Annotated in this window: 22 protein-coding genes; 19 read left to right on the plus strand and 3 right to left on the minus strand. The window is 71.1% G+C overall.

Annotation, left to right across the window (positions count from 1 at the left end; translation table 11 throughout):
• Nucleotides 1-31: 31 nt before the first annotated feature.
• Together pknB and BIU91_RS10565 are read right to left on the minus strand one after the other, a co-directional pair.
• Complete coding sequence (pknB, locus tag BIU91_RS18170; RefSeq protein WP_084741085.1) at nucleotides 32-2,107, minus strand: Stk1 family PASTA domain-containing Ser/Thr kinase; 2,076 nt, start codon at nucleotides 2,105-2,107, stop codon at nucleotides 32-34.
• 82 nt (nucleotides 2,108-2,189) lie between these two features.
• Nucleotides 2,190-3,461 (minus strand): LysM peptidoglycan-binding domain-containing protein, encoded by a 1,272-nt coding sequence (locus BIU91_RS10565; protein ID WP_253183733.1) that lies wholly within the window; start codon nucleotides 3,459-3,461, stop codon nucleotides 2,190-2,192.
• A gap of 172 nt (nucleotides 3,462-3,633) precedes the next feature.
• Between BIU91_RS10565 and BIU91_RS10570 the strand changes: the two genes are divergently transcribed.
• Nucleotides 3,634-3,990 (plus strand): Rv2175c family DNA-binding protein, encoded by a 357-nt coding sequence (locus tag BIU91_RS10570; protein WP_171907813.1) that lies wholly within the window; start codon nucleotides 3,634-3,636, stop codon nucleotides 3,988-3,990.
• A gap of 70 nt (nucleotides 3,991-4,060) precedes the next feature.
• Here BIU91_RS10570 and BIU91_RS10575 read toward each other — a convergent pair whose 3' ends face one another.
• Nucleotides 4,061-5,158, minus strand: coding sequence for a polyprenyl synthetase family protein (locus tag BIU91_RS10575; protein ID WP_239001502.1), 1,098 nt, complete (start codon nucleotides 5,156-5,158; stop codon nucleotides 4,061-4,063).
• Between the two features lie 117 nt (nucleotides 5,159-5,275).
• On the opposite strand from BIU91_RS10575, the gene BIU91_RS10580 reads away from it, so the two are divergent.
• From BIU91_RS10580 to BIU91_RS10665, 18 genes are all read left to right on the plus strand, one after another.
• A complete protein-coding gene (locus BIU91_RS10580; protein WP_071405411.1) occupies nucleotides 5,276-5,671 on the plus strand; it encodes a DUF3040 domain-containing protein in 396 nt (131 codons plus the stop codon).
• A gap of 1,422 nt (nucleotides 5,672-7,093) precedes the next feature.
• Nucleotides 7,094-7,525: a division/cell wall cluster transcriptional repressor MraZ gene (mraZ, locus tag BIU91_RS10585; protein ID WP_017886616.1), complete on the plus strand. Its 432-nt coding sequence runs from the start codon at nucleotides 7,094-7,096 to the stop codon at nucleotides 7,523-7,525.
• Nucleotides 7,526-7,631: 106 nt separating this feature from the next.
• The gene (gene rsmH, locus BIU91_RS10590; RefSeq protein WP_071405412.1) at nucleotides 7,632-8,597 is read left to right on the plus strand and encodes a 16S rRNA (cytosine(1402)-N(4))-methyltransferase RsmH; all 966 of its coding nucleotides are present in this window, start codon (nucleotides 7,632-7,634) and stop codon (nucleotides 8,595-8,597) included.
• Between the two features lies 1 nt (nucleotide 8,598).
• Nucleotides 8,599-9,312 (plus strand): hypothetical protein, encoded by a 714-nt coding sequence (locus tag BIU91_RS10595; protein ID WP_071405413.1) that lies wholly within the window; start codon nucleotides 8,599-8,601, stop codon nucleotides 9,310-9,312.
• A 49-nt stretch (nucleotides 9,313-9,361) separates the two neighbouring features.
• Nucleotides 9,362-11,131 (plus strand): penicillin-binding protein 2, encoded by a 1,770-nt coding sequence (locus tag BIU91_RS10600; protein WP_084741064.1) that lies wholly within the window; start codon nucleotides 9,362-9,364, stop codon nucleotides 11,129-11,131.
• A 14-nt stretch (nucleotides 11,132-11,145) separates the two neighbouring features.
• Nucleotides 11,146-12,792 (plus strand): UDP-N-acetylmuramoyl-L-alanyl-D-glutamate--2,6-diaminopimelate ligase, encoded by a 1,647-nt coding sequence (locus tag BIU91_RS10605; RefSeq protein ID WP_071405414.1) that lies wholly within the window; start codon nucleotides 11,146-11,148, stop codon nucleotides 12,790-12,792.
• Nucleotides 12,789-14,297, plus strand: coding sequence for a UDP-N-acetylmuramoyl-tripeptide--D-alanyl-D-alanine ligase (gene murF, locus BIU91_RS10610; protein WP_071405415.1), 1,509 nt, complete (start codon nucleotides 12,789-12,791; stop codon nucleotides 14,295-14,297). The genes BIU91_RS10605 and murF overlap by 4 nt, the downstream gene beginning before the upstream one ends.
• Nucleotides 14,294-15,397 (plus strand): phospho-N-acetylmuramoyl-pentapeptide-transferase, encoded by a 1,104-nt coding sequence (mraY, locus tag BIU91_RS10615; RefSeq protein WP_071405416.1) that lies wholly within the window; start codon nucleotides 14,294-14,296, stop codon nucleotides 15,395-15,397. The genes murF and mraY overlap by 4 nt, the downstream gene beginning before the upstream one ends.
• 4 nt (nucleotides 15,398-15,401) lie before the next feature.
• Nucleotides 15,402-16,937, plus strand: coding sequence for a UDP-N-acetylmuramoyl-L-alanine--D-glutamate ligase (gene murD, locus BIU91_RS10620; protein ID WP_084741067.1), 1,536 nt, complete (start codon nucleotides 15,402-15,404; stop codon nucleotides 16,935-16,937).
• The gene (ftsW, locus tag BIU91_RS10625) at nucleotides 16,900-18,165 is read left to right on the plus strand and encodes a putative lipid II flippase FtsW (RefSeq protein ID WP_071405418.1); all 1,266 of its coding nucleotides are present in this window, start codon (nucleotides 16,900-16,902) and stop codon (nucleotides 18,163-18,165) included. The genes murD and ftsW overlap by 38 nt, the downstream gene beginning before the upstream one ends.
• On the plus strand, nucleotides 18,162-19,259 hold the full coding sequence (gene murG, locus BIU91_RS10630; protein ID WP_071405419.1) for an undecaprenyldiphospho-muramoylpentapeptide beta-N-acetylglucosaminyltransferase: 1,098 nt from the start codon (nucleotides 18,162-18,164) through the stop codon (nucleotides 19,257-19,259). Before ftsW ends, murG begins: the two co-directional genes overlap by 4 nt.
• On the plus strand, nucleotides 19,256-20,677 hold the full coding sequence (murC, locus tag BIU91_RS10635) for a UDP-N-acetylmuramate--L-alanine ligase (protein WP_071405420.1): 1,422 nt from the start codon (nucleotides 19,256-19,258) through the stop codon (nucleotides 20,675-20,677). The genes murG and murC overlap by 4 nt, the downstream gene beginning before the upstream one ends.
• On the plus strand, nucleotides 20,674-22,062 hold the full coding sequence (locus BIU91_RS10640) for an FtsQ-type POTRA domain-containing protein (RefSeq protein WP_084741071.1): 1,389 nt from the start codon (nucleotides 20,674-20,676) through the stop codon (nucleotides 22,060-22,062). The genes murC and BIU91_RS10640 overlap by 4 nt, the downstream gene beginning before the upstream one ends.
• A gap of 146 nt (nucleotides 22,063-22,208) precedes the next feature.
• Nucleotides 22,209-23,369: a cell division protein FtsZ gene (gene ftsZ / locus BIU91_RS10645; RefSeq protein WP_027465251.1), complete on the plus strand. Its 1,161-nt coding sequence runs from the start codon at nucleotides 22,209-22,211 to the stop codon at nucleotides 23,367-23,369.
• A 7-nt stretch (nucleotides 23,370-23,376) separates the two neighbouring features.
• Nucleotides 23,377-24,102: a YggS family pyridoxal phosphate-dependent enzyme gene (locus tag BIU91_RS10650; RefSeq protein WP_071405421.1), complete on the plus strand. Its 726-nt coding sequence runs from the start codon at nucleotides 23,377-23,379 to the stop codon at nucleotides 24,100-24,102.
• Nucleotides 24,103-24,143: 41 nt separating this feature from the next.
• On the plus strand, nucleotides 24,144-24,728 hold the full coding sequence (gene sepF / locus BIU91_RS10655; RefSeq protein WP_071405422.1) for a cell division protein SepF: 585 nt from the start codon (nucleotides 24,144-24,146) through the stop codon (nucleotides 24,726-24,728).
• A 68-nt stretch (nucleotides 24,729-24,796) separates the two neighbouring features.
• Complete coding sequence (locus BIU91_RS10660) at nucleotides 24,797-25,093, plus strand: YggT family protein (RefSeq protein ID WP_084741074.1); 297 nt, start codon at nucleotides 24,797-24,799, stop codon at nucleotides 25,091-25,093.
• A gap of 185 nt (nucleotides 25,094-25,278) precedes the next feature.
• Nucleotides 25,279-25,959 carry a DivIVA domain-containing protein gene (locus BIU91_RS10665; protein ID WP_071405424.1) on the plus strand — a complete coding sequence of 227 codons (681 nt, stop codon included), beginning with the start codon at nucleotides 25,279-25,281 and terminating at the stop codon, nucleotides 25,957-25,959.
• Nucleotides 25,960-25,961: the final 2 nt, after the last annotated feature.

A 25,961-nucleotide genomic window follows, 5' to 3' on the forward strand; every position in this document is an offset into this window, starting at 1 on the left:
GCGTCCAGGGCCGAGGGTGCGGTGTCCGCACCTACTGGTCGTAGGACAGGGTGATCGTGTCGCCGCGGTAGACGGTGGCGCCGGCGCCCGGATCGGTGCCGGTGACGGGCAACTTCGACTTCCAGTCGTAGAAGCCGCAGAGGATGTTCGTGCAGTCGGGCACGGACACCTTGAGGCCGAGGTCCTCGAGGGTCTTCGTCGCCTCGTTGATCGTGGGCCGCTCCGCTCCGAGGTCCGGCACGGTGATCGGCGTCGGCCCCTTCGACACGACGACGTCCACCGCCGACCCGCGCACGGCGGGGGAGTCCTGCACGGCGGCGGAGACGATCTGGCCCGAGGGCACGGTGTCGCTGTACTCCTCGGTGCGGGCGCCGAGGATCAGGCCGACCTCGTCGAGTGCGGCGGAGGCCTCGTCGACCGTCTTGCCGACCACGTCGGGAACCGGCCCGAGCGAGACGGTCAGGGTGACCGGCCCGGTCTCGCCGTAGGCCTGCACCGTCGTGAGGTCGAGGGCCTTGCCGCCGGACGCCCGACCGGTCGCCGCGACCACGGTGTCCTTCGGGGCATCGGCGGAGAACTCGTACCGGTCGTCCTGCAGCTCGAAGTCGTCGTCGAGCGCGGCCGTCACGGTGGAGAGCGGCTGCCCGACGATCGCCGGCAGCGGGATCATCCGGGGGCCGTTCGACACGACGATCTGCACCGCCGTGCCCTTCTGCACCTCGCGCTCCGCGGCCGGCTTCGTCGTGGAGACCCGCCCCTTCGCGACGACGGCGTCGAACCGTGTCCCGGTCTTCGACGCCGCCTGCAGGCCCTGTGCTTCGAGCAGCTGCCGGGCCTGCGAGACCGACTTGCCCGTGACTTCCGGGATCCGCACGTTGCCACCCGGCCCCGGGCCGAAGTACCAGCCGAAGCCGGCTCCGATCAGCGCGAGCACGACGACCACGGACAGCAGGATCCAGCCGCGCTTCCGACGCTTCGCCGACTGGTCGGCGAGCCGCTGTCCGGCGGGGGAGAGCACGCCCGGCTGTGCCCCAGTGCGACGGGGACCCGGAGCGTTGCCGCGGGCACGGGCGGGCGCTCGACCGCGGTCGCCGGTGTCCCGGTCGCCGGACCGGTCGATGATGGCGGTCTCGTCCGCTCCTGCGGCTCCTGCAGCCCCCACCGAGGCGGCGGCCGCTGCGGCACCGAGCGTGCCGGCGCCACCGGAGGGCAGGATCGCGGTCCCGTTCTCGGGGCGGAGCACGGCCGTGCGGTACTGGCCGGTCGCACGCTGCTGGTTGCCCGACATGTGGTCGAGCATCTCGCGGGCGTCGCGGGGGCGGTCCTCGGGGTCGCGTGCGGTCGACCAGGCGACCAGCTCGTCGAGCTCCGGCGGCACCCCGGACACGGCGGCACTCGGTGCCGGCACGGAGTCGTTGGCGTGCTGGTAGGCGATCTGCATCGGCTGCTCGCCCTTGTAGGGCTGCTCGCCGGTGAGCATCTCGTAGAGCATGATGCCGAGCGCGTAGATGTCGCTGCGCGAGTCGGCGGCACCGCGGGTCACGAGCTCGGGGGACAGGTAGGCGATCGTGCCGAGCAGTGCCGCGCCCGTCGCCGTGTTCGCGGTCGTGGCGCGGGCCAGGCCGAAGTCGCCGAGCTTGATGCGGCCGTCGTCGGCGAGCAGGACGTTCTCGGGCTTCAGGTCGCGGTGCACGATCCCGGCGCGGTGGGCCGAGGCGAGGCCGGCCAGCACGGCGCGCAAGATGTCCGTCGCCTGCTCGGGCGTCAGGGCGTGGTGCTCCTGCAGCAGGTCCCGCAGCGTGATGCCGGGGATGTACTCCATGACGATGTAGGCGATCTCGCCCTCGGCGCCCTGGTCGTAGACGCCCACCAGGTTCGGGTGCGACAGCCGGGCGGCCGAACGGGCCTCCTGGATGAAGCGCTCACGGAAGGCCTGGTCGTCGGCCAGGTGCCCGTGCATGATCTTGATCGCGACGCGTCGCTCGAGGCGCACGTCGGTCGCGAGGTAGACGGTCGCCATGCCCCCGCGCGCGATGCGGGAGCGGACGCGGTACCGCTGATCGATCATGCGACCGATCATCGGGTCCGTGGCGGCGTTGGTGGTCATCGGCGGCATTCTACGAATCGTGACCGCACTCGGACGCACCGGCGCACCGGCCGTGACCCAATCTCGATCTTCCGGATGAGGCTCAGAGGGTCGCCAGCCAGCCCTCGGCGGCGCTCGCCCAGGTGGCGTAGGCCTTCGGGTAGGCGGAGAGCTGCACGGCCTGGGCCGCGTCGGTGATGCTCATCGAGGACCAGCCGGGCACGTCGAGCAGCCCGCGGGTCTTGCCGGCGTTCGGGTTGTCCCGCCCGCCGAAGAACAGCGCGGTGGCGTGCGCCGGGTCCTGCAGCGTCAGCGCGCTGCCCCAACCCTGGCTCGGCCGCTGCTGGAACAGGCCGACCGAGTCGCGGTCGCCGTGCGGCAGGTTCCGGAGACTCGACTCCTGCATCGCGGCGGCGAGGGCCACGACGATGCCGCGGTCCGGGACTCCGAGCGATCGACCCACGGCGACGATGGTCGCCGCGTTCTGGCGCTGCTCGGCGCTCAGGCCGACGGCGCCGCTGACCGCTGCACTCGCGGCGACCGCGGGCGCGGCGGTGGCGTTCGACGACGGGATGACGAGCGTCTTGCCGGCGTAGATCGTGCTCGTGTACGACAGGCCGTTCGCCGACAGGAGCGACTTGACCGAGACGTGGTGCGCGGCGGCGATCGAGGCCACGGTGTCGCCGGCGCTGATCTGCACGCTCGACTTGGTCGACGGGGCCGAGGCGGTGGAGACCGACGGCGTCGACGACGTGCCGTGCGGCACCCGCAGCGTCTGGCCGGGGTAGATGACGCTGCGCTGCGACAGATTGTTCGCGCTGAGGAGCGCCGTGGTCGACACGCCGACGCGGGACGCGATGCCGGAGGCGGTGTCGCCGTGCTTCACGTGGTAGCTCGAGGTGTCCGAGCCGGACCCGCCGGTCGACCCGGAGGTCCGCACCGCGGCGGTGGTGACGGCGGGCGTCGACGCCAGGTGGAGGGTCTGCCCGGGGTGGATGATCGTGTTCCAGCCGAGGCCGTTGCGCACGAGGATCTCCTGCGCCGACAGGCCGAAGCGGGCGGCGATGCCCGAGACCGTGTCGCCGTGGTGGACGGTGTATGTGGTGGGGGCCTTCGTGGTCGCGGCGACGGTCCGCACGACGGTCTGCGACGGCCGGGCGACGGCGGTGCCGAACACCGGGCGGTCGGTCACGGCGCGGTCCTGGTCGACGTGGCGCTTGTGGTTCGCGTCGGCGTCGTCGTGCCGGGGCTCGGCGTGCGCGACCGGGCCGGTGAGGCCTGCGGTCACGGCGATGGTGCCCGCGAGGACGATGGGCATGGTGGCGAAGCGGGCGGATCGTGCGCGCCGGGCGACTTCGTCTGCAGCGTGGTCCACGGGTTTCTCCTGATCTCGACTGAGCCGTGCGCACGCATGCGCGCACTCACAGGTGCCACAACGCTGGCATGGCCTGATTCCCAAGTCAACCAGAGAGTCAGATGGGGTGGATGTGACGAATGTGACGAACGAGGCGCATTCACTCCGGCGGTCACTCTGGCACCATGGGCGTGTGAGTGCCGCACCCGTCGACGACCTGTCCCTCTCCGAACGCTGGCTGACCGTCCCCGAGCTGGTGGACATGTTCAGCACCAGCCCCGGACGGATCCACCGACTCTTCGAGCAGAAGACCCTGCTCGCAGCCCGCGTCGGCGGTGTGCTGCGCGTGCCCGTCGAGTTCCTGGAGGACGGCGAGCCCATGCCCGAACTCCGCGGCACGCTGATCGTGCTCGGCGACAACGGCTTCACCGACGACGAGGCGGTGCGCTGGATGCTCACCGTCGACGACGCGATGGGCACCACGCCGATCGCGGCGCTGCGCGCCGGTCGCAAGGCCGAGGTGCGTCGCATCGCCCAGTCGCTGCTCTAGACGCGTTCCGGACAGACAGGAGGCCCGGTGCCAGCTGGCACCGGGCCTCCCGTCTGTCTTGGGGGTGCGTCTAGGACGACCGGCGGCTGACCGTGTCGGCCAGCGACGCGAGCTGCTCGCGTGCCGACGGTGTCAGCGGCGAGGCATCCAGTGCCGCCTTGGCGCGCTGGACGTGCCGCTCGATCGACCGCTCCACGGCGGCCACGGCACCGGACTCGGTGAGCGTCGCGCGGAGCATCTGCACCTGCTCCTCGTCGAGGTCGGGGTCGCCGAGGAGCTCGTCCAGGAGCTGCCGCGGGCCGCTCGCCAGCGTCTTGCGCGCCGAGGCGATGAGGACGGTGCGCTTGCCCTCGCGCAGGTCGTCGCCGGCCGGCTTGCCGGTGACCTCGGGGTCACCGAAGACCCCGAGCATGTCGTCGCGGAGCTGGTACGCCACGCCGAGGGGGAGTCCGAAGGCGCGGAGGCCCTCGAGCTGGGAGTCGCTCGCGCCGGCGACCAGGGCGCCGATGACCAGCGGGGCTTCGATCGAGTACTTCGCCGACTTGAAGACGATGACGCGCTGGGCGCGGAGCAGGTGTTCGGACTCGTCGATGACGGGCCAGGCGGTCTCCTCGTGCACGTCGAGGTACTGCCCCGCCGTGACGTCGAGGCGCATCGCGTGGAACTCCTGGCGGACGATGCGCGCCCGCACCGGGTCGAGGAGCGCGAGGCCCTCGTCGAAGACCGAGTCGCTCAGCGAGAGCAGCAGGTCGCCGAGGAGCAGCGCGGAGTTGGTGCCGTACTGCCCGCGGTCGCCGACGAAGCCGGACTCCTCGTGCAGGGACTCGAAGCGGCGGTGCGCGGCCGGACGCCCACGACGGGTGTCCGAGCGGTCCATGATGTCGTCGTGCACCAGGGCTGCGGCGTGGAAGACCTCGAGCGCTGCGGCGACCGTGACGACGGCCTCGGCGGTGGTCTGCCGGGACCCCTCGGCCAGCGGGTCGAACGAGCCCGAACGGCCCGCCACCGACTGCCATCCCCAGTAGCAGAACAGCGCCCGGAAGCGCTTGCCGCCGGACAACAGGTCCCGGGCGTACCGGTCGAACGGCGCGAGGTCGGGGCTGATCGCGAGGAGCCGTTCACGCTGCTCGTCGAGTGCCCGGTCGATACGCGCCGATACGAGGTCCACTAATCGCGTACTCTCAGCCACGATCCCTACCCTAGTGGAGTGGTCGAGGCATAGAATCGGTCCACTCAACCCGCGTTTTTCAACCCCGCGTCGATCCCAGGAACAGAGGGAACCAAGATGCCGCTCTCGGAACAGGAGCAGCGCCTTCTCGAAGAGATGGAGCGCAGCCTCTACCAGAACGATTCCGATTTCGTGGCTCGTGTCACACGTCGACAGGGTCGTCCGACGTACACAGCCATCACGCTCGGTGTCCTCGGTGCACTCGCCGGGGTCGCCATCGTCATCGTCGGCCTGGTGATCAAGGCGCCGCTGCTCGGCATCCTCGGCTTCGTCGTGATGCTCGCCGGTGTCCTGTTCGCGCTGCGCCCGGGCATGCGTGCCCCGAAGGCGAAGACCGCTCGGCCGGGCAAGCCCGCGTCCGGTGGGTCGGCGCGTCCGTCCGCCGGTGGTGGCGGGTCCTTCATGGACCGGATGAACGAGCGCTGGGACAAGCGCAACGACCAGAGTCAGTAGCTGACGGGGTCGCCAGGACTCTCTCCACACTCCTCCACGGGGTCGGCCGTCGGGTCGGCCCCGTTTCGTGTTTCCGGGGGCCTGTGGGTGGGGTGGACCGCCGCGGGCGCGTGCGCGAGTGGTCACGACATGCCGCGCGGTGGCCGCCGAGGTCGCAGGAACTGTCGGCTGGGGGCAGCGCGAGCGACAGTTCGTGACCACTCGGCGTCGTGGCGGCGGCACGTCGTGACCACGCGCTGACCGGCGGCCGGGCGTGGTGGAGCCGACCGTGCGCCCGCGTGAGCGCCGAGGCGGTGGTGGGGCGGGCCTCCAGGCCGGGGAGGCCGGGGTGGACCGCCGCCGGTCTGCGTGCGTGTGGTCACGACAAGCCGCGCGGTGGATGCCGAGGGTGCAGGAACTGTCGGCTGGGGGCCGCGCGAGCGACGGTTCGTGCCCGCTCGGCGTCGTGGCGGCGGCACGTCCTGACCACGCGCTGACCGGCGGCCGGGCGTGGTGGAGCCGACCGTGCGCCCGCGTGAGCTTCGCGGTGGTGGTGGGGCGGGCCTCCAGGCCGGGGAGGCCGGGGTGGATCGCCGCCGGTGCGTGCGCGAGTGGTCACGACATGCTGCGCGGTGGCCGCCGAGGTCGCACGAACTGTCGGCTGGGGGCTGCGCGAGCGACAGTTCGTGACCACTCGGCGTCGTGGCGGCGGCACGTCCTGACCACGCGCTGACCGGCGGCCGGGCGTGGTGGAGCCGACCGTGCGCCCGCGTGAGCTTCGCGGTGGTGGTGGGGCGGGCCTCCAGGCCGGGGAGGCCGGGGTGGACCGCCGCGGGCGCGTGCGCGAGTGGTCACGACATGCCGCGCGGTGGACGCCGAGGGTGCAGGAACTGTCGACTGGGGGCCGCGCGAGCGACAGTTCGTGCCCGCTCGGTGTCGCGGCGGCGGCACGTCGTGACGGTGCGCTGACCGGCGGCCGGGCGTGGTGGAGCCGACCGTGCGCCCGCGTGAGCGCCGCGGCGGAGGTGGCACGGGCCTCCAGGCCGGGGAGGCCGGGGAGGCCGGGGAGGCCGAGGTGGACCGCCGCCGGTGCGTGCGCGAGTGGTCACGACATGCCGCGCGGTGGATGCCGAGGGTGCAGGAACTGTCGGCAGGGGGCTGCGCGAGCGACAGTTCGTGACCATTCGCCGTTGTGAGCCCGCGGCGCGCCCCGGGGTGCTCCACCGGCTGCGAAAGTCCTCCACTTTCCTCCACGCCTGCTCCGGCCCGCGCGAACCGCATGGATCCGGGCATCCGCGGTCATCCCCGGGTGGTGCATTCCGGCTTCGATGCCCCCAGTAGGGGTGTCGCGGGCGGAAAAGGGAGCGGATTCCTGGTTGAGGGGAGGGGAGTGGAGTAAAGTGGGGCTCGCAACGGTCCGGTGGAGCGGAGGGGAGGCCCGACGTGCTGCTCGGTACTCATGCCCCGAAGCTCGACGAGAAGGGTCGCGTGATCCTCCCCGCCAAGTTCCGGGACGAACTGTCCGGCGGGCTCGTGATGACCCGCGGCCAGGAACGCTGCGTCGTGGTCTTCAGTGCCCGGACGTTCGAGGAACTCCACGAGCGCATCCGGACCGCCCCGATGACGTCGAAGCGCACCAGGGACTACATGCGTCTGTTCCTCTCGGGGGCCAGCGCCGAACAGCCCGACAAGCAGAACCGCGTGACGATCCCGCAGAACCTCCGCGAGTACGCGGGGCTCGAGCGGGACCTCACGGTCATCGGCAGCGGTGACCGTGCCGAGATCTGGTCCACCCCCGCGTGGGAGGCCTACTACGCCGAAGCCGAAGAGGCATTCGCCGACAACGACGAGGAGGTGATCCCGGGGATCTTCTGATCCGCGGATCGGGACTCCCAGCCGTGAAGCCCTGACGCCACTTCCCCGGTGTCAGGTCGCATGGATGGGGATCCGGACCCACGGCCCAGGAGACGAGGGGCTGCACATGGCCGACAACGACAACGAGACGCCACGCTTCCCGCACACGCCGGTGATGCTCCAGCGCATCGTCGACCTCTTCACGCCGACGCTCGAAGGACCGGGCAAGGTCGTCGTCGACGCCACGCTCGGCATGGGCGGCCACTCCGAGGGCCTGCTCGAGCGGTTCCCGGAGCTGACGCTCATCGGACTCGACCGCGACACCGACGCACTCGGCATCGCGGGGGAGCGCCTGGCCCGCTTCGGCGACCGCGTCCGCCTCGTGCACACCGTGTACGACGGCATCGTCGACGCGATCGAGGGCGAGGGCTTCACGAAGGTCGACGGCGTGCTGTTCGACCTCGGCGTGAGCTCGCTGCAGCTCGACCGGGCCGAGCGCGGGTTCGCGTACAGCCAGGACGCCCCGCTCGACATGCGCATGGACCGGACCGAGGGGCAGACCGCCGCCGACGTCCTGGCCACCTACGACGAGGGCGAACTCCGCCGCATCTTCCAGCGCTACGGCGAGGAGAAGCTCGCCGGCCGCTACGCCCGAGCGATCGTCGAGCGGCGGGCGACGAAGCCGTTCGAGATGTCCGGTGACCTGGTCCAGGTGCTGCACGACGCGACCCCGGTCGCCATCCAGCGTCAGGGGCACCCGGCCAAGCGCGTCTTCCAGGCACTCCGCATCGAGGTCAACGCCGAACTCAGCGTGCTCGAGCGGGCGATCCCGGCGGCGCTCGACGCCATCGCGGTCGGCGGCCGGATCGTCGTCGAGTCGTACCAGTCCCTCGAGGACCGCATCGTCAAGCGGGCCCTGGTGGAGCGCACGAAGTCGAGCGCCCCCGCCGGCCTGCCGGTGGAGCTGCCCGAGCACGCCCCGACCTTCTCCCTGATCGTCAAGGGCGCCGAGCTGGCCGACGAGGCCGAACGCGCCGCCAACCCCCGAGCAACCCCCGTGCGCCTGCGCGCGGCCGAGCGGATCCGGAACTGACATGAGCACGAACCTCGCACTCGTCGACCCTGCGGTCGTCCCGTCGCGGGCCCCGCGCCCCGACCGTCAGCACCGCCCCGAACTGGTCGAGGTCACCCCGACCGCGGCCCAGCGCCGGGCACGGCCCCGCATCGGGTACGCCGTGGTGGCCGTCGCCGCGCTCGGCATCCTGCTGCTGGCCCAGCTCGGCATCAGCATGGTGCTCAGCCAGGGCGCCTACACGCTCAACTCGCTGTCGGCCGAGCAGACGAACCTGTCCCGCACGCAGCAGTCGCTGTCCGAGCAGCTCCGGGTCCTCGACTCGCCGCAGAACCTGGCCCGCAACGCGCAGTCGCTCGGCATGATCGCCAACTCGACGCCCGTGTACCTCGACCCGAAGACCGGTCGGGTGTACGGCACGCCGACGCCGGCGAAGCCCGACGAGGCCACGGCGTCCACCGAGAACCAGGTGCCGAACTCGCTGCTGAACGACGTCCCGCTGGCCACGAAGCCGGGGGACACCTCCACCAGCAAGGAGACGGGCACGACGAGCACGACGGACACGTCGGGCACGTCGAGCACGAAGGAGTCGTCGGGCACCACGGGCACCACGGGATCGACCGACAGCACCGCCACGTCTGAGAAGACGAGCGGCGCCAGCGCGTCGGACCAGGGGACGGCGAAGTCGTCCGTAGAGTCCGACGCGAACCCGCTCCAGGCGCCCTCCACCCGGTGACCGGCGGGTCCGCCGCACCCTCAGCACCGCCCGGGAAGGACCGCACCGCGTGACGAAGACGATCCGCAACCGACGCCTGCGCTACAGCATCGTGATGCTCGCCGTGATCGCCCTCGTCGGGGTGTTCGTGGTGCGGCTCGTCGACATCCAGGTCGTCCAGGCGTCCGAGCTGAACAAGGCGTCGGCCCAGAAGCGCAGCATCCCCGTGACGATCTACGGCACCCGGGGGTCGATCGTGGACCGCAACGGCACCGAACTCGCCGACAGCGTCACCCGGTACAACATCACGACCTCACCGCGCCTGGTCAAGCAGTTCAAGGGCAAGCTCGGTGGCACCCGCATCAAGGAGGTCAGCGTCGGCACCGCCCTCAGCGCGCTGGCGAAGGCCTCCGGGGGCGACGTCGCGACCATGCGGAAGAACATCGCCGCGAACCCGAAGTCCGACTTCGCCTACCTGGTCAAGGGCCTCGACGTGCAGCACTACGAGGCCGTGCGGGCACTCGGGATCCCCTGGCTGTACCCGGAGCCGCAGGCGGCGCGGGTGTACCCGACTGGTGCGACCACGGGCAACCTCACCGGCTTCATGGGCACCGACGGTGCTCAGGCCGGCCTGGAGTACTCCTACAACCAGTGCCTGGCGGGCACGAACGGGTCGGAGACGTACGAGCGCGGCGAGGACGGCGTGCAGCTCCCGGGCAGCACCGTGACCACGAAGAAGGCCAAGGACGGCGGCACGCTCGAGACCACGATCGACAGCGACCTGCAGTACATGGCGCAGCAGACCATCGCGTCCGCCGCCAAGACCCTGCAGGCGGAGTCCGCGACGGCGACGGTCACGAGCGTCAAGACGGGTGAGTTGCTCGCGGTCGCCGACTACCCGACGGTGGACCCGAACGACGTCGACGCCACGACCGACAAGGGTGCCTTCGGTTCCCGTGCCCTGACGGCGTCGTACGAGCCGGGCTCCACGATCAAGGCCGCCATCGCCGCCGCGCTGCTCGACCAGGGCAAGTCGAACCCCACCGACCAGGCGGTCGTGCCGTACTCGCGCACGTTCCCCTGGGGCGGCACGATCCACGACTCGGAGTTCCACCCCACCGAGAACCTCACGCTGACCGGCATCCTGCAGAACTCGTCGAACGTCGGCATCACCGAGCTCGGTGCACGGCTGACCGCCCAGCAGCGCTTCGACTACATGAAGAAGTTCGGGCTGTTCGAGCCGGAGACGGCCATCGACTACCCGGGCCAGCCCTCGATGGACTACGGCACGAGCCCGAACTGGGACCAGCAGACGAACATCAACTCGATGTTCGGTCAGGGCATCTCGACGACGGCCGTGCAGGTCGCGAGCGTGTTCCAGACGATCGCGAACGACGGTGTCCGGATCCCGCTGCACTTCGTCAAGGGCTGCACCACGGCCGACGGCAAGACGATCGACGCGCCCGACGTGCAGAAGCAGCGGGTCGTCTCCGCAGCCGCCGCCACGCAGGTCACCGGCATGCTGCAGAGCGTCGTCACGGGTGGCACGCTGGTGGGCATGAAGCCGATCTCCGGCTACAACATCGCCGCGAAGACCGGCACCGCCGAGGTGGCCGAGGGGTCGCAGGGCTACGGCGGTCAGCGCATCACGTCGGTGGCCGGAATGGCACCCGCCGAAGACCCCCAGTATGTTGTCACGGTGACGTTCACGAAGCCGCAGACCAACAAGTGGTCCAGCGGAGCGGCTCCGGCGTTCCGCACACTCATGTCCCAGGTGCTCGAGAAGTACCGAGTAGCCCCCTCCGCGTCCGAGGCGAAGCTCTACCCGTCCACGTGGTGAGGAAGAAGGAACACTTGTCCGCACGGATCCCCCCGGTCCTCCGACCCGAACACCCGACCCCGAGGGCCGTCTCCGAACTCGCCAACGCGTTCGGTCTGCGAGTCGTCGGCTCGGTCGACAGCATCGAGACCACCGGTGTCACCCTGAGCGCCACCGAGGTGCAGCCGGGTGACCTGTTCGTCGGCGTGCACGGTGCGAACCGGCACGGCGCACAGTTCGCGACGGAGGCCGCCGAGCGCGGCGCCGTCGCCGTCCTGACCGACCAGGACGGCGTCGCACTGGTCGAGCCGTCCGGCCTGCCGGTGCTCGTCGTCGACGACCCCCGCGCCGCCCTCGGCGACGTCGCGGCGTGGGTCTACCGCACCCACCCCGACGAGGCCACCGACCTGCCGCAGCTGTTCGCCGTCACCGGCACGAACGGCAAGACGAGCACGTCCTACATCCTCGAGGGCATCCTCAAGCAGCTCGGCCTGGTCACGGGCCTGAGCTCGACCGCCGAGCGCCACATCGGTTCGCTCAGCGTGACGAGCCGCCTGACCACGCCCGAGGCCAGCGAGATGCACGCGCTCCTCGCCCGCATGCGCGAGAGCGAGGTCCGCGCGGTCGCCGTCGAGGTCAGCGCCCAGGCCCTCAGCCGGCACCGCGTCGACGGCATCGTCTTCGACGTCGCGGCCTTCACGAACCTGTCGCACGACCACCTCGACGACTACGCCGACATGGAGGAGTACTACCAGGCGAAGCTCCCGCTGTTCCAGCCCGAGCACGCCCGTCGCGGCGTCGTCTCGCTGGACACCGACTGGGGTCACCGCGTGGTGCAGGACTCCCGCATCCCGGTCACCACGATCACCGTGCACCCCGACGTCGAGGCCGAGTGGCACGTCGACATCGTCGAGGCGCACGCCGCCTACACCGAGTTCCGTCTGACCGGCCCCGAGGGCCGCGAGCTGACCACCCGTGTGCCGCTGATCGGCTGGCACATGGCGGCGAACGCGGCACTCGCGATCGTCATGCTCGTCGAGGGCGGCTTCGAGCTGGGTGCCATCGCGCACGCGCTGGAGAGCAACCACCGCCGCTACCCCGACGAGGACGACGCGAGCGAGCGTGACGGCGAGACCCACCGCGTCTCCGCCATCGAGTGCTACCTGCCCGGCCGCACCGAGCGTGTCTCCGGCGAGCACGGCCCGAGCGTCTACGTCGACTTCGGCCACAGCGCCGACGCCTTCGAGAACACCCTCGCCGCGGTCCGGCAGTTCACCTCCGGCAAGGTCCTCATGCTGTTCGGCGCCGACGGCGACCGCGACACCACGAAGCGCGGCGACATGGCCCGCGTGGCCGCGGCCGGCAGCGACATCCTCGTCGTCACCGACCACCACCCCCGCTTCGAGGACGCCGCGTCGATCCGGAAGACCCTGGTCGACGCCGCACGTGCGGCGTACCCCGACCACGAGATCCACGAGGTCAGCCCGCCCGAGGCCGCCATCCGCACGGCCGTGAGCCTGGTCGGCGAGGGGGACTCGATCCTCTGGGCCGGCCCGGGTCACCAGGACTACCGCGACATCCAGGGCGTCCGCACGCCGTACTCCGCCCGCGACGAGGCCCGCGTGGCCCTGCGCGAGGCCGGCTGGGAGCCGAACTCCGGTCCGGCGGAGGACGTCCGATGATCGCCATGACCCTCGCCGAGATCGCCACCGCGGTCGGCGGCGAGCTGATCGGCGGCGCGCAGGCGACCGACGTCGCCGAGCCCGGCGACCTGGTCGTCGAGGGCTCGGTCGAGACCGACTCGCGCCTGGTCCGCCCCGGCAGCGTCTTCTTCGCCCTGCCCGGTGAGGTCACCGACGGCCGACGCTTCGTGCCCGCAGCGGTCGACGCCGGTGCCGCCCTGGTGATCACGCCCGAGCGCGTGGACACCACCGCGCCGCAGATCGTCGTCACCGACGGGTACGAAGCCCTCGCCGCGCTCGCGCACGAGGTCGTCACGCGCGTCCGGATGAGCACCGCGGACCGCGTCGACGCCGACGGCCGCCCGGCACCCCTGCGGGTCGTCGGCATCACCGGCTCGAACGGCAAGACGAGCACGAAGAACATGCTCCGCACGATCCTCGAGCAGCACGGCGCGACCGTCGCGCCCGAGGGCTCGTTCAACAACCACGTCGGCGCACCGATCTCGATGCTCCGCGTCACCTACGACACCCGGTACCTGGTGGTCGAGATGGGTGCGAGCGGCGTCGGCCACATCGCCAAGCTCGTCTCGATCGCCGAGCCCGACCTCGGCGTCGTCCTCAAGGTGGGCCTCGCGCACGCCGGCGAGTTCGGCGGCATCGAGGCGACGCAGCGCGCGAAGTCCGAGATGGTCACCGACCTGCCCGAGACCGCCACGGCGCTGCTCAACGTCGACGACGACCGCGTCGCGTCGATGCGCGACCTGACGGCCGCGCGGGTGGTGGGCTTCGGCACGTCGGCCGAGGCCGACTACCGCATCACCGGCATCGAGACGGACCGCAGCGGCACCCGCTTCACCCTCACCGCGCCTCCCGTCCGCCACGAAGGCGACCGTCCGACGGACGCGACCCTGTCGGGAGGCCCGGATCACGTCGACGTGCGCCTCGCGATCCTGGGTGAGCACCACGCCATGAACGCGTCCGCCGCGCTCACCGTCGCCCACCTGTGGGGCGTCCCGCTCGCCGACGGCGCCGCGGCGCTCGCGTCGATGACGCGCGCCGAGCGCTGGCGCATGGAGCTGCTCCAGGGCGGCCCCGAGGGCGTCACCGTCATCAACGACGCGTACAACGCGTCGCCCGACTCCACCGCGGCGGCGCTGCGGACCCTGGCGCAGATCGTGCGCCCGGGGGAGCGGACCGTCGCCGTGCTCGGTGAGATGGCCGAGCTCGGTGAGTACTCCGTCGAGGAGCACGACCGCATCGGTCGGCTCGTCGTCCGCCTCGGCATCGGACAGCTCGTGGTCGTCGGCCGCGGCGCGATGCCCATCCACCAGGCCGCCACCCTCGAGGGATCGTGGGACGGCGAGTCCGTGTACATCGAGGACGTCGACGACGCCGTCCGTGCCATGCAGGAGATGCTCCGCCCCGGCGACGTCGTCCTCGTCAAGTCCTCGAAGTCTGCCGAACTGCGATTCCTCGGCGACCGCCTCGGAGGTGTCACCGAATGATCGCGCTCCTCATCGCCGGCGCCACGTCGCTGGTGTTCACGTTGCTGCTCACCCCGTCCTTCATCAAGCTCTTCCACCGTCTCGGGTGGGGGCAGTTCATCCGTGACGACGGTCCGCAGTCCCACCACACCAAGCGCGGGACCGCCACCATGGGCGGCATCGTCCTGATCATCGGTGCGGTGATCGGGTACTTCGTCGGCCACCTGATCGGAGGCGACTCGATCACGCTGTCCGGGCTCCTCGTGCTGTTCCTGATGGTCGGGCTCGGGTTCGTCGGCTTCATCGACGACTTCCTCAAGGTGCGTCGTCAGCGGAGCCTCGGGCTCGGCGGCTGGGCCAAGATCCTCGGCCAGGTCATCGTCGGCGTCATCTTCGCGACGATCGCCCTGGTCGTGCCCACGTCGAACGGCAAGCCGCCGGCGTCCACGATGATCTCGGCGATCCGCGACGTGCCGTGGCTCGACTTCATGGCGCTCGGCACCGTCATCGGCACCGTGCTGTTCCTCGCCTGGATCGTCCTGTTGACGGTGTCCACGTCGAACGGCGTGAACGTGGCCGACGGGCTCGACGGCCTGGCCACCGGGTCGAGCATCCTGGCGATCGGCTCGTACGTCATCATCGGCTTCTGGCAGTCGAACCAGATCTGCGGCGGGGCACGGCTCGACTCCAACACCGCCCACGCCTGCTACACCGTCTCGAACCCGCTCGACCTCGCCGTGGTCGCGGCCGCGGTCTGCGGTGGGCTCATCGGGTTCCTCTGGTACAACACCTCGCCGGCGCAGATCTTCCTCGGTGACACCGGGTCGCTCGGCCTCGGCGGTGCCCTGGCCGGCCTCGCGATCCTCAGCCGTACCGAGCTGCTGCTCATCCTCATCGGTGGCCTGTTCTTCATCGTCACCGGCTCCGTCATCCTGCAGCGGGCCTACTTCAAGATCACCCACGGCAAGCGCATCTTCCTGATGAGTCCGCTGCACCACCACTTCGAACTGAAGGGGTGGGCCGAGGTGACCGTCGTCGTCCGCTTCTGGATCATCGCCGGGCTCTTCGTCGCGGCGGGGGTCGGACTCTTCTACCTCGAATGGATCGCACGCGTTGGTTGACCCGGTGTCCTCGCCGTCCCGCCTCCAGTCCCTCGACAGCTGGTACTCCGAAGGGTGGAAGGGGCTCAACGTCGCCGTCCTCGGCCTCGGTGCCACCGGGTTCTCGGTCGCCGACACGCTCGTGGAGCTCGGCAGCGAGGTGACGGTCTACTCGTCCGACGCCCCCGCCGACAGCGTCGAGCTGCTCGACGTGATCGGTGCCCGGTTCCTGCAGACGCCGCTCGACACCGTGCCGGACGCCCTGGTGCAGCAGGCGCCCGACGTGGTCATCGTGTCGCCGGGACTGCCCCCGCACAACGCCACCGTGCAGTGGTCAGTGACGAACAGCACCGTCTGGGGCGACATCGAGCTCGCCTGGCGCGTGCGCGACAAGGTCGTCCGCGGCCCGGTCGCGGCCCCCTGGATCACGATCACGGGCACGAACGGCAAGACGACGACGACACAGCTCACGACTGCGATGTACGAGGCCGGCGGCCTGCGTGCCGTCGCGTGCGGGAACATCGGCGTGCCGGTGCTCGACGTCGTCCGCGACCCGGTCGGCTACGACGTGCTCGTCGTCGAACTCTCGAGCCACCAGCTGCACTACGCGGCGACCTCCGGTGACGGCGCCGTGGTGCCGCTCGCGAGCGCCTGCCTGAACATCGCCGACGACCACCTGGAGTGGCACGGCTCCGCCGAGGCGTACCGCGCGGCGAAGGCCAAGGTCTACGAGCGCACCGTGATGGCGTGCGTCTACAACACCTCGGACGAAGCCACCCGCCAGATGGTGCAGGAGGCCGACGTGGTGGAGGGCTGCCGTGCGGTCGGCTTCACCCCCGGTGTCCCCGCTCCCGGTGACGTCGGCATCGTCGAGGACGTCCTGTGCGACCGGGCCTTCAACGACGACCGCCGCAACAGCGCGCTCGAGCTGTCGACCATCGCCGACCTCGAGGCAGCCGGGCTCGCCAGCCCGCACATGACCATGAACGTCCTGGCCGCCGCTGCCCTGGCCCGTGCCGGCACCGTCCAGCCGAGCGCCATCCAGTCGGCCGTCCGGGCGTTCCGCGCCGACCACCACCGCACCGAGCTCGTCGCCCAGGCGGACGGCATCACCTGGGTCGACGACTCCAAGGCCACGAACCCGCACGCCGCCACCGCGTCGCTCGCGTCGTTCGACACCGTGGTGTGGATCGTCGGCGGTCTGTTCAAGGGCGTCGACGTCGACGGGCTGGTCGAGCGCTTCGGCCCCGGCGTCCGCGCCGTCGTGGTCATCGGCTCCGACCGGACCCCGGTCCTCGAGGCATTCGCGCGACACGCGTCCACGGTCCCGGTGCTCCAGGTGGAGACGACGGACACTGATCAGGTCATGCGCGAGGCGGTCCGGCATGCCGCATCGGTCGCGAGGCCGGGCGACACCGTCCTCCTCGCCCCGGCGGCTGCGTCGTTCGACCAGTTCGGCTCCTACGCCGACCGGGGGCAGCGTTTCGCGGCCGCGGTCAACGAGCACCTGGGAGGAGAAGTCGATGGCGACGACACCGACGGATCTTCCGAACAGCCGTAACGGCCGGACCGCGACGACCCCACGACGGACGAACGGCGCGATCGTCGCCGTCAAGAACGTCTTTGTCGCGGAGTCCAGCACTTTCTACACGATCCTCGGCGTCACGCTGTTCCTCGTCGTCTTCGGCGTCGTGATGGTGCTGTCCTCGTCGAGCGTCGAGGAGTACGCGGCGACCCACGACTTCTTCGGGGCGGCGTCCCGCCAGGGCCTGTACGCCGTGCTCGGCGTGCCGCTCATGCTCATCGCCAGCCGGGTCCCGACCCGGATCTGGCGGAAGTGGGCGATGCGGCTGCTCGGTGCGGCGCTCGTCCTGCAGCTGCTCGTGTTCACCCCGCTCGGCATCGACATCCAGGGCAACCGGAACTGGATCGAGCTCGGGTCGTTCACCGCACAGCCGTCCGAGGTCGTGAAGCTCGGCCTGGTGCTCGGCATCGGCGCCATCATCTACGTCAAGCGGGACAAGCTCGACGACTGGAAAGAGGTGTTCATCCCGATCGGGATCGCCTCGATGCTCTCGCTCGGGCTCGTCGTCCTCGGCGGTGACCAGGGCACCGCGATGGTCATGCTCATCCTGGTGTTCGGCGCGCTGTACATCGGCGGCGTCCGCGCCCGGCACCTGCTCGTCGGCCTCGGTGCGTTCGCCGTGATGCTGCCCTTCGTGACGATGGCCTCGGCCTCGCGGTCCACCCGCATCAGCGCCTGGCTGTCCGGGTGCACCGACACCAGCCAGTACCAGGACATCTGCTGGCAGCCCGTGCACGGCATGTGGGCGCTCGCGTCCGGCGGCGTGTTCGGCGTCGGCCTCGGCAACTCGAAGGCGAAGTGGTCGTGGCTGCCCGAGGCGGACAACGACTACATCTTCGCGATCATCGGCGAGGAGCTCGGCCTGATCGGCGCCGTCGTGGTGCTCAGCCTGTTCGTGGTGCTCGCCGTCGGCATGATCAAGATCATCCGGCAGTCCCGCGACCCCTTCGTGAAGACCGTCACCGGTGGCATCCTCGCGTGGATCATCGGCCAGGCGCTCATCAACATCGCCGTCGTGCTCGGCCTGCTGCCCGTCCTCGGTGTGCCCCTGCCACTCATCTCGGCCGGTGGTTCGGCCCTCATCATGACCCTGGTGGCGATCGGCGTCGTGCTCTCCTTCGCCCGTGACCTTCCCGGCAAGAACGACCCCGGCCTGACGAACGCCCCACTCGGCCGGACCTCCACGAACGGACCACTGCGGTGAGCAAGTACCTCTTCGCCGGCGGCGGCACCGCCGGCCACGTCAACCCCCTGCTCGCGGTCGCCGACCGGCTGACCGAGCGGGAGCCCGGCGCCGAGGTGCTCGTGCTGGGCACCGCCGAGGGCCTGGAGTCCCGTCTCGTGCCGATGCGCGGCTACGAGCTGCTGACGATCCCGCGCCTGCCGTTCCCGCGGAAGCTGAACGGCGCGGCCCTGCGCTTCCCGCAGCGGTTCGCGGCGGCGGTCAAGCGGACCGAGCAGATCATCCGCGACCACGAGATCGAGGTGGTCCTCGGTGTCGGTGGCTACGCGGCCGCTCCGGCGTACATCGCCGCCCGCCGCACCGGCACCCCGATCGTCGTGCACGAGCAGAACGCGAAGCCCGGGCTCGCGAACCGCCTCGCCGCGTTCCTCACCGAGCACGTCGGCCTGACCTTCTCGAACACCCGCCTGCGTCACGGCCGCGTCGTCGGCATGCCGCTCCGTCGCGAGATCGAGTCGCTCGACCGCCGTGCCGTCCGGGCCGAGGGGCTCGCCGAGTTCGGGCTCGACCCGGACCGGCCCGTGCTGCTCGTGACCGGTGGCTCCTCGGGCGCACGGAGCATCAACCGGACGATCAACAAGTCCGCCGCCGCGATCGTCGGAGCCGGCTGGCAGGTCCTGCACGTCGTGGGCGCCGCGTCGGACATCGGCCCGAGCGACCTCGACGGCTACCACGTGCTGCCCTACTGCGACCGGATGGACCTGGCGTACGCGGCGAGCGACTTCGTCGTGTCGCGCTCCGGTGCCGGGATGGTGTGCGAGCTGACCGCCGTCGGGCTGCCGAGCGTGCTCGTGCCGTACCCGGTGGGCAACGGTGAGCAGCGCCACAACGCGAAGGACGTCGTCGACGCCGGGGGAGCCGTCCTGGTGGCCGACGGGGAATTCGACCAGGACTGGGTGACGTTCCAGCTGCTGAGCATCCTGCAGGACCGCTCCCGCATCGCGGACATGACCGTGCGGGCGGGCAGCGTCGGCCACCGCGACGGCGCCGACCGGATGACCGACCTGGTCCTCGACGCCGCGAAGCAGGCCCCCAGCACCACGGAGGAACGATGACCATCAAGCCGGACCTGACCCAGCCGATCCCGGACGACCTGGGCACGGTGCACTTCGTCGGCATCGGCGGCGCGGGCATGAGCGGGATCGCCCGGATGTTCCTCGCCGCCGGGCACCGCGTGACGGGCAGCGACTCCCGCGAGACGGAGACGACCGGCACGATGCGCGACCTCGGCGCGACCGTGCACATCGGTCACGACGCCGCGAACGTCGGCCAGGCCGACACCATCGTCGTCACGAGCGCCCTCTGGCCCGACAACCCCGAGCTCCTCGAGGCACAGCGCCGCGGTCTGCCGGTGCTGCACCGCTCGCAGGCCCTCGCCGCCCTGATCGCCGAGCACCGTCTGGTCGCGGTCGCCGGTGCGCACGGCAAGACCACCTCGACCGGCATGATCGTCACCGCGATGGTCGAGCTCGGCCTCGACCCGAGCTTCGTCAACGGCGGCGTCATCCAGTCCCTCGGCACGAGTTCGGCCCCGGGGTCCAGCGACCTGTTCGTGGTCGAGGCCGACGAGTCCGACGGCTCGTTCCTGCTCTACGACGTTGCCGTGGCACTGATCACCAACGTCGACGCCGACCACCTGGACCACTACGGCAGCGAGGAGGCCTTCACCGAGGCCTTCGTCGAGTTCGCCGCGAAGGCGAGCGAGCGCGTCGTCATCTCGAGCGACGACGCCGGTGCGAAGACGGTCACGGCGGGCATCCGCCAGCGCCAGGACGCCCCCGAGATCGTCACGTTCGGCGAGGCCGTCGACGCGGACGTCCGCATCGAGGGCATCACCGAGTCGGCGGGCGTCGAGGTCGACTTCCGCGCCGGTGGCGAGGCGTACCACCTGACCCTCCGCGTGCCCGGCCGCCACAACGCGATCAACGCCGTCGGCGCCTTCGCGGTCCTGACCGGCCTCGGCGTCGCCCCGGCAGACGCGGTCCGCGGGCTCGAGGCGTTCGGTGGCACCCAGCGCCGCTTCGAGCTGCACGGTGTCGAGCGCGGCGTCTCGGTCTACGACGACTACGCGCACCACCCGACCGAGGTCGCCGCGGCGCTCAAGGCCGCCCGCAACGTCGTCGGCGACGGTCGCATCATCGCGATCCACCAGCCGCACCTGTACTCGCGCACCCGCCTGATGGCCGGCGACTTCGCCAAGGTGTACGAGGAGCTCGCCGACCACACGGTCGTGCTCGACGTCTACGGCGCCCGCGAGGACCCGGAGCCCGGCGTGACCGGTGCCCTGGTGCAGGAACGCTTCGCCGACCAGTCGCGCGTCGAGTTCCTCCCCGACTGGGACGAAGCGGCGGCCCGCGCGGCCGCGGTCGCCCGTGACGGCGACATCATCATGACGCTCAGCTGCGGCGACGTGTACCGGATCATCCCGCAGGTGCTCGGCGCCCTGGGCACCGACGGAGCGTCGTCCCGGTGAAGCGCCCCGAGGGGTTCGACGAGGGGGACGCCCGCAGGGACGCCCCGGCCGAGGCTGCGGAAGCGCCCCGGCAGCGTCGTGGTCCCTCGAAGCCGCGGCTGCCGTTCCGCGGACGCGTCGCCGACGACCGGGAGGCCCGTCCCGCGTCCGCCCCGGACGCCCCGGTCGACGAGACCCCGGCCTCCACCACCCCGGGCAGCACTCCGGCACCCGGTCCCTCCGGATCGCGCCCCCCAGCGGTCGATGCGCCCCCGAGCGTCGGGGCGCGACGACCGTCCGCGGGCGCGGATCCGACCACCGATGCCGCCGACTCGACGCGCGACCGCGTCGGCGCCCTCGCGGGCGCGGCCGGCCGGCGCGTCGGCGCCGGCTTCGGGGCGGTCGCCGACCGCCTGCGTGAGTACACACCGGACGAGGACCACCGCGATCCGCGCCCCGACGCGGGCAACGCGCCCCGAGGAGACGGGGCGCGACGACCGTCCGGGGGCGCGGCGGGCAGTGCACGCGACCACGACGCGACCGTGACCGACGTGCTCGACGCGGGCAGTGCCTCCCGGACCGACCAGCACGCCGAGGCGCCCATCGGGGCGCGGGTGCGCGCTGCCGAGACCGCCCGCGAGGCGCGCATCGCGAAGCGACGCCGTCGGCTGCTCGAGCGTGCCGAGGTCCGCCGGTTCACCCGGCGCAGCCGGCACCGCCGCGCCGCGTGGATCACGGCGGCGAGCGTCGTCCTGGTGCTCGGGGTCTCGATCCTCGTCGCGGTGTTCTCCCCGTTGATGGCGCTCCGCACGATCGAGGTCAAGGGCACGAACCGCGTCGACGAGTCCGCGCTCCGCCAGGCCCTGTCCGACCAGATCGGCACGCCCCTGGCCCGGCTCGACTTCGACGCGATCAAGCGGGACGTCGCCGGGTTCCCGCTCATCGAGAGCTACGTGACCGAAGAGGCCCCGCCGCACACGCTCGTCGTCACGGTGACCGAGCGCACGCCGGTGGTCGCGGTGCGCTCCGGCAGCACCTTCGACCTCGTCGACCCCGCGGGCATCGTCGTGCAGTCGTCGCCGAAGCGCCCGGCGACCATGCCGCTCGCCGACATCGCCCGCGCGCGCCTGGGGTCCTCGAGCTTCCGCACCATGACCGAGGTCGTGCTGGCGCTGCCCTCGACGGTCCGGTCCCAGGTGACGCGCGTCGCCGGGTCGACGGCCGACGACGTCACCCTGACGCTCAAGGACGGCTCGACCGTCGTCTGGGGGAGCCCGGACGACTCGGACGCGAAGGCCGAACTGCTCGCCGCGCTGGTCAAGGACCACGCGGCGCGGAACCCCGGCGTCGTCGTCGAGTACGACGTCTCGGCACCGGACAACGGCGTGATCCGCGCCAAGGACTGAATTGCCGGACCTGATCGGCGACACGCGGCGTGGCGGGGCGACACTGCGCCGAACGCACCCGTAGCGTCGGAGCCAGCACCACATCTACCAGCATTGCCCCTGAACTTCAAGTAGAGGTTGAGGGTTCTACCGGAGGCCTGACTGACGTGACCACGAACCACAACTACCTCGCCGTCATCAAGGTCGTCGGTGTCGGCGGCGGCGGTGTCAACGCCGTCAACCGCATGATCGAGCTCGGTCTCCGTGGGGTCGAGTTCATCGCGATCAACACCGACGCCCAGGCGCTGCTGCTCAGCGACGCCGACGTCAAGCTCGACGTCGGCCGCGAGATCACCCGCGGCCTCGGCGCCGGCGCGGACCCCGAGGTCGGCCGTCGTGCCGCCGAGGACCACGCCGAGGAGATCGAAGAGGCCCTGGCCGGCGCCGACATGGTGTTCGTCACCGCGGGCGAGGGCGGCGGCACCGGCACCGGTGGCGCACCGGTCGTCGCGCGCATCGCGAAGTCCATCGGCGCACTGACCATCGGTGTCGTCACGAAGCCCTTCAGCTTCGAGGGCAAGCGTCGCCAGTCGCAGGCCGAGAACGGCGTCGCGGGCCTCAAGGACGAGGTGGACACGCTCATCGTCGTCCCCAACGACCGCCTGCTCGAGATCAGCGACCGCGGCATCTCCATGGTCGAGGCCTTCGCCACGGCCGACCAAGTGCTCCTGGCCGGTGTGCAGGGCATCACCGACCTCATCACGACCCCGGGCCTGATCAACCTCGACTTCGCCGACGTCAAGAGCGTCATGCAGGGTGCGGGTTCCGCGCTCATGGGCATCGGCTCGTCGCGCGGCGCCGACCGTGCGATCAAGGCGGCCGAGCTCGCCGTCGCGTCGCCGCTGCTCGAGGCCTCCATCGACGGTGCGCACGGCGTGCTGCTGTCGATCCAGGGTGGCTCGAACCTCGGCATCTTCGAGATCAACGACGCCGCGCGTCTCGTGCAGGAAGCCGTGCACCCCGAGGCGAACATCATCTTCGGTGCGGTCATCGACGACACCCTGGGCGACGAGGTCCGCGTGACCGTCATCGCCGCGGGCTTCGACGGCGGCGAGCCGGCGCAGCAGCAGAAGGAACGTCGTTCGAGCTACGTCGACCCGGAGTCGAGCGCAGCGGCGCCCGTCGCCGCCTCGACCGGTGCGATCGAGGACTCCACCACGTCGAGCCCGTCCTGGGCCTCGCAGGAACACCAGCCGCCGGTGCAGCGCGCCGCCGACCCGGCGTTCGACGACGACGACGAGCTCGACGTCCCCGACTTCCTGAAGTAACCCACCCTTGGTAGCCGACACGCGCCTCCCGTCCGCCTCGTCTCACGACGACGGACTGGAGGCGCGCGTTGCGTCCGTCCGGAGCGGCATCGCCGACGCGGCGCGAGCCGCAGGGCGCTCACCCGACGAACTCACGCTCGTCGTCGTCACGAAGTACCACCCGGCGTCGCTCGTGCGCGAGCTCGCCGCACTCGGCGTGACGGACGTGGGGGAGAACCGCCACCAGGAGGCGCAGGCGAAGGCCGCCGAACTGGCGGACCTCGGCCTGACCTGGCACTTCGTCGGGCAGCTGCAGTCGAAGAAGGCCCGGCAGGCCCGGCGGTACGCCCAGGTGGTGCAGTCGCTCGACCGTGGCTCCGTCGTCGACGCGTTCGCACCGAACGAGGCCGAGCCGGAGCCGCCGGTCATCGACGGCTTCGTGCAGGTCAACCTCACCGACGACCCCGGCCGTGGCGGGGTGCAGCCGGACGACGTCGAGGCGATGGTGACCCGTGTGCTGGCCACCGGGACCATCCGGCTGCGGGGTGTGATGGCGGTCGCGCCCTTGGACGAGGAGCCCCGAGCCGCCTTCGCACGACTCCGCTCGATCTCCGAACGGGTCGTGTCGCTCGAGCCCGGTGCCACCGACATCTCGGCCGGCATGAGCGGGGACTACGCCGAGGCGATCCTCGAGGGCGCGACACACCTGCGGATCGGCACCGCAATCACGGGAAACCGGCCGCCCGCACCCTAGCCTCGTTGCAGGGCACCACGAGCACGAACCCCGGAGGAACCATGGCCAACCCGCTGAAGAAGACGATGGTCTACCTCGGCCTCGCCGATGAGGAACTCGACTACGAGGACGAGCAGCAGGCCGAGCCCGCGCGCCAGCAGGCAGCCCCTGCTCGCCAGGCCGCAGCGGCTGCTCCGGCGCCCGCCGAACCGCAGGAAGCCCCTGCCGCGGCAGCAGCCCCGGCGGCCGCTCCCGCAGCGGCGCCGGCTCCCACCAAGACGCACACCCACCAGCGCGGCGCCCAGGTCACTCCGCTCCGCCGCTCGCACACGACCGCACAGAAGGCGACCCCGGTCCAGGAAATGAACGAGATCCTCACCGTCCACCCGCGCGAGTACAAGGACGCCCAGTCCATCGCCGAGAGCTTCCGCGACGGCATCCCCGTCATCATCAACCTCTCGCAGATGACCGAGGGTGACGCCCGACGCATGATCGACTTCGCCTCCGGGCTGTCGCTCGGCCTGTTCGGCAAGATCGAGCGCGTCACGAACAAGGTCTTCCTCCTGTCGCCGGCCCACGTCGCAGTGAGCGGTGAGCCCGCTGAGGTAGAGTCCGACATCGAGGCGAACTTCTTCGCCCAGTCCTGAGCCGTACCCGGCACACCCGCCCCTGAGCGTCGTCTGACGACGCTCGCCCGAGACGAGCGAGCCCCATCGTGTCCGTGATCCTAGGGATCATCTCCCTCGCGTTGCTCCTGTACTTCTTCGTGATGTGGGGGCGCTTCGCGCTCGACCTCGTGCAGAGCTTCAACCGTTCCTGGCGGCCGCGCGGGGGCATGCTCGTGGTGTCCGAGTTCGTCTACACGGTCACGGATCCGCCCATCCGAGCGGTGCGACGGGTCCTCCCGCCGCTCCGCCTCGGGCCGGTGGCGCTCGACTTCGGATGGACGATCGTGATGCTCGTCGTCATCATCGCCCGGTTCGTGGTCGCCGCTCTGGCACGCGGTATCTGAGCGGACTCCCGTCCGCGACACGCGCCACGCCCGGCGCAGGTCACGGTTCCGCCCCATCGTCGGTGTACGGTGGTCGGGATCGATGCCCGCTCCGGTGGCGCATCCGCACCGCACGGTACGACTGGTAGATTCGGTCGCACCGCACGCGGTTCCACACGTTCAGCAGTTCTATTGAGGTGACGGCAATGGCTTTGACGCCGGAAGACGTAGTCAACAAGCGGTTCCAGCCGACGAAGTTCCGCGAGGGCTACGACCAGGACGAGGTCGACGACTTCCTCGACGAGGTCGTGGTCGAGCTCCGTCGCCTGACCGCGGAGAACGACGAGCTCCGCCAGCGCCTGCAGGCGGCCGAGTCGGCCCCGCAGCCGGCGCAGGCCGAGCAGCCCGCTCCCGCAGCCGAGCCGGAGCCCACCCCGGCCCCGGTCGAGGCAGCACCGGAGCCCGCTCCGGTCGCCGCGGCGGCTCCGGCCACGACGGTCCCCGCCGACGAGGACACCGAGGGCACCACGAACCTCCTGACCCTGGCGCGTCGCCTCCACGAGGAGCACGTCCGCGAGGGCATCGAGAAGCGCGACGCGCTGATCGCCGAGGGCACGGCCCAGGCGGCTCGCCTGGTCTCCGAGGCCGAGGCGAAGCAGCGCCAGATCATCGCCGACACCGAGAACACGAACCGTCAGCGTGTCGCGGTGCTCGAGCAGGAGCAGCGCCAGCTCGAGGGCAAGATCGACGAGCTCCGGACCTTCGAGCGCGACTACCGTGCGCAGCTCAAGAGCTACATCCAGGGTCAGCTCTCCGAGCTCGACACCTCGGGCGAGCAGTCCGGTCTCACCCCGGCGCCGGCTTCGGCGCAGGGCTTCGGCAACTGACG

The sequence above is a fragment of the Curtobacterium sp. MMLR14_002 genome, from assembly GCF_001864975.1.
Taxonomy (GTDB): domain Bacteria; phylum Actinomycetota; class Actinomycetes; order Actinomycetales; family Microbacteriaceae; genus Curtobacterium; species Curtobacterium flaccumfaciens.

What these genes read in the sequence shown, in the direction of transcription:
- pknB (WP_084741085.1), bottom strand. Translation starts at nt 2,107, where the DNA reads ATGACCACCAACGCCGCCACGGACCCGATGATCGGTCGCATGATCGAT.
- BIU91_RS10580 (WP_071405411.1), top strand. Translation starts at nt 5,276, where the DNA reads ATGCCGCTCTCGGAACAGGAGCAGCGCCTTCTCGAAGAGATGGAGCGC.
- rsmH (WP_071405412.1), top strand. Translation starts at nt 7,632, where the DNA reads ATGGCCGACAACGACAACGAGACGCCACGCTTCCCGCACACGCCGGTG.
- BIU91_RS10595 (WP_071405413.1), top strand. Translation starts at nt 8,599, where the DNA reads ATGAGCACGAACCTCGCACTCGTCGACCCTGCGGTCGTCCCGTCGCGG.
- murF (WP_071405415.1), top strand. Translation starts at nt 12,789, where the DNA reads ATGATCGCCATGACCCTCGCCGAGATCGCCACCGCGGTCGGCGGCGAG.
- mraY (WP_071405416.1), top strand. Translation starts at nt 14,294, where the DNA reads ATGATCGCGCTCCTCATCGCCGGCGCCACGTCGCTGGTGTTCACGTTG.
- ftsW (WP_071405418.1), top strand. Translation starts at nt 16,900, where the DNA reads ATGGCGACGACACCGACGGATCTTCCGAACAGCCGTAACGGCCGGACC.
- murC (WP_071405420.1), top strand. Translation starts at nt 19,256, where the DNA reads ATGACCATCAAGCCGGACCTGACCCAGCCGATCCCGGACGACCTGGGC.
- sepF (WP_071405422.1), top strand. Translation starts at nt 24,144, where the DNA reads ATGGCCAACCCGCTGAAGAAGACGATGGTCTACCTCGGCCTCGCCGAT.
- BIU91_RS10665 (WP_071405424.1), top strand. Translation starts at nt 25,279, where the DNA reads ATGGCTTTGACGCCGGAAGACGTAGTCAACAAGCGGTTCCAGCCGACG.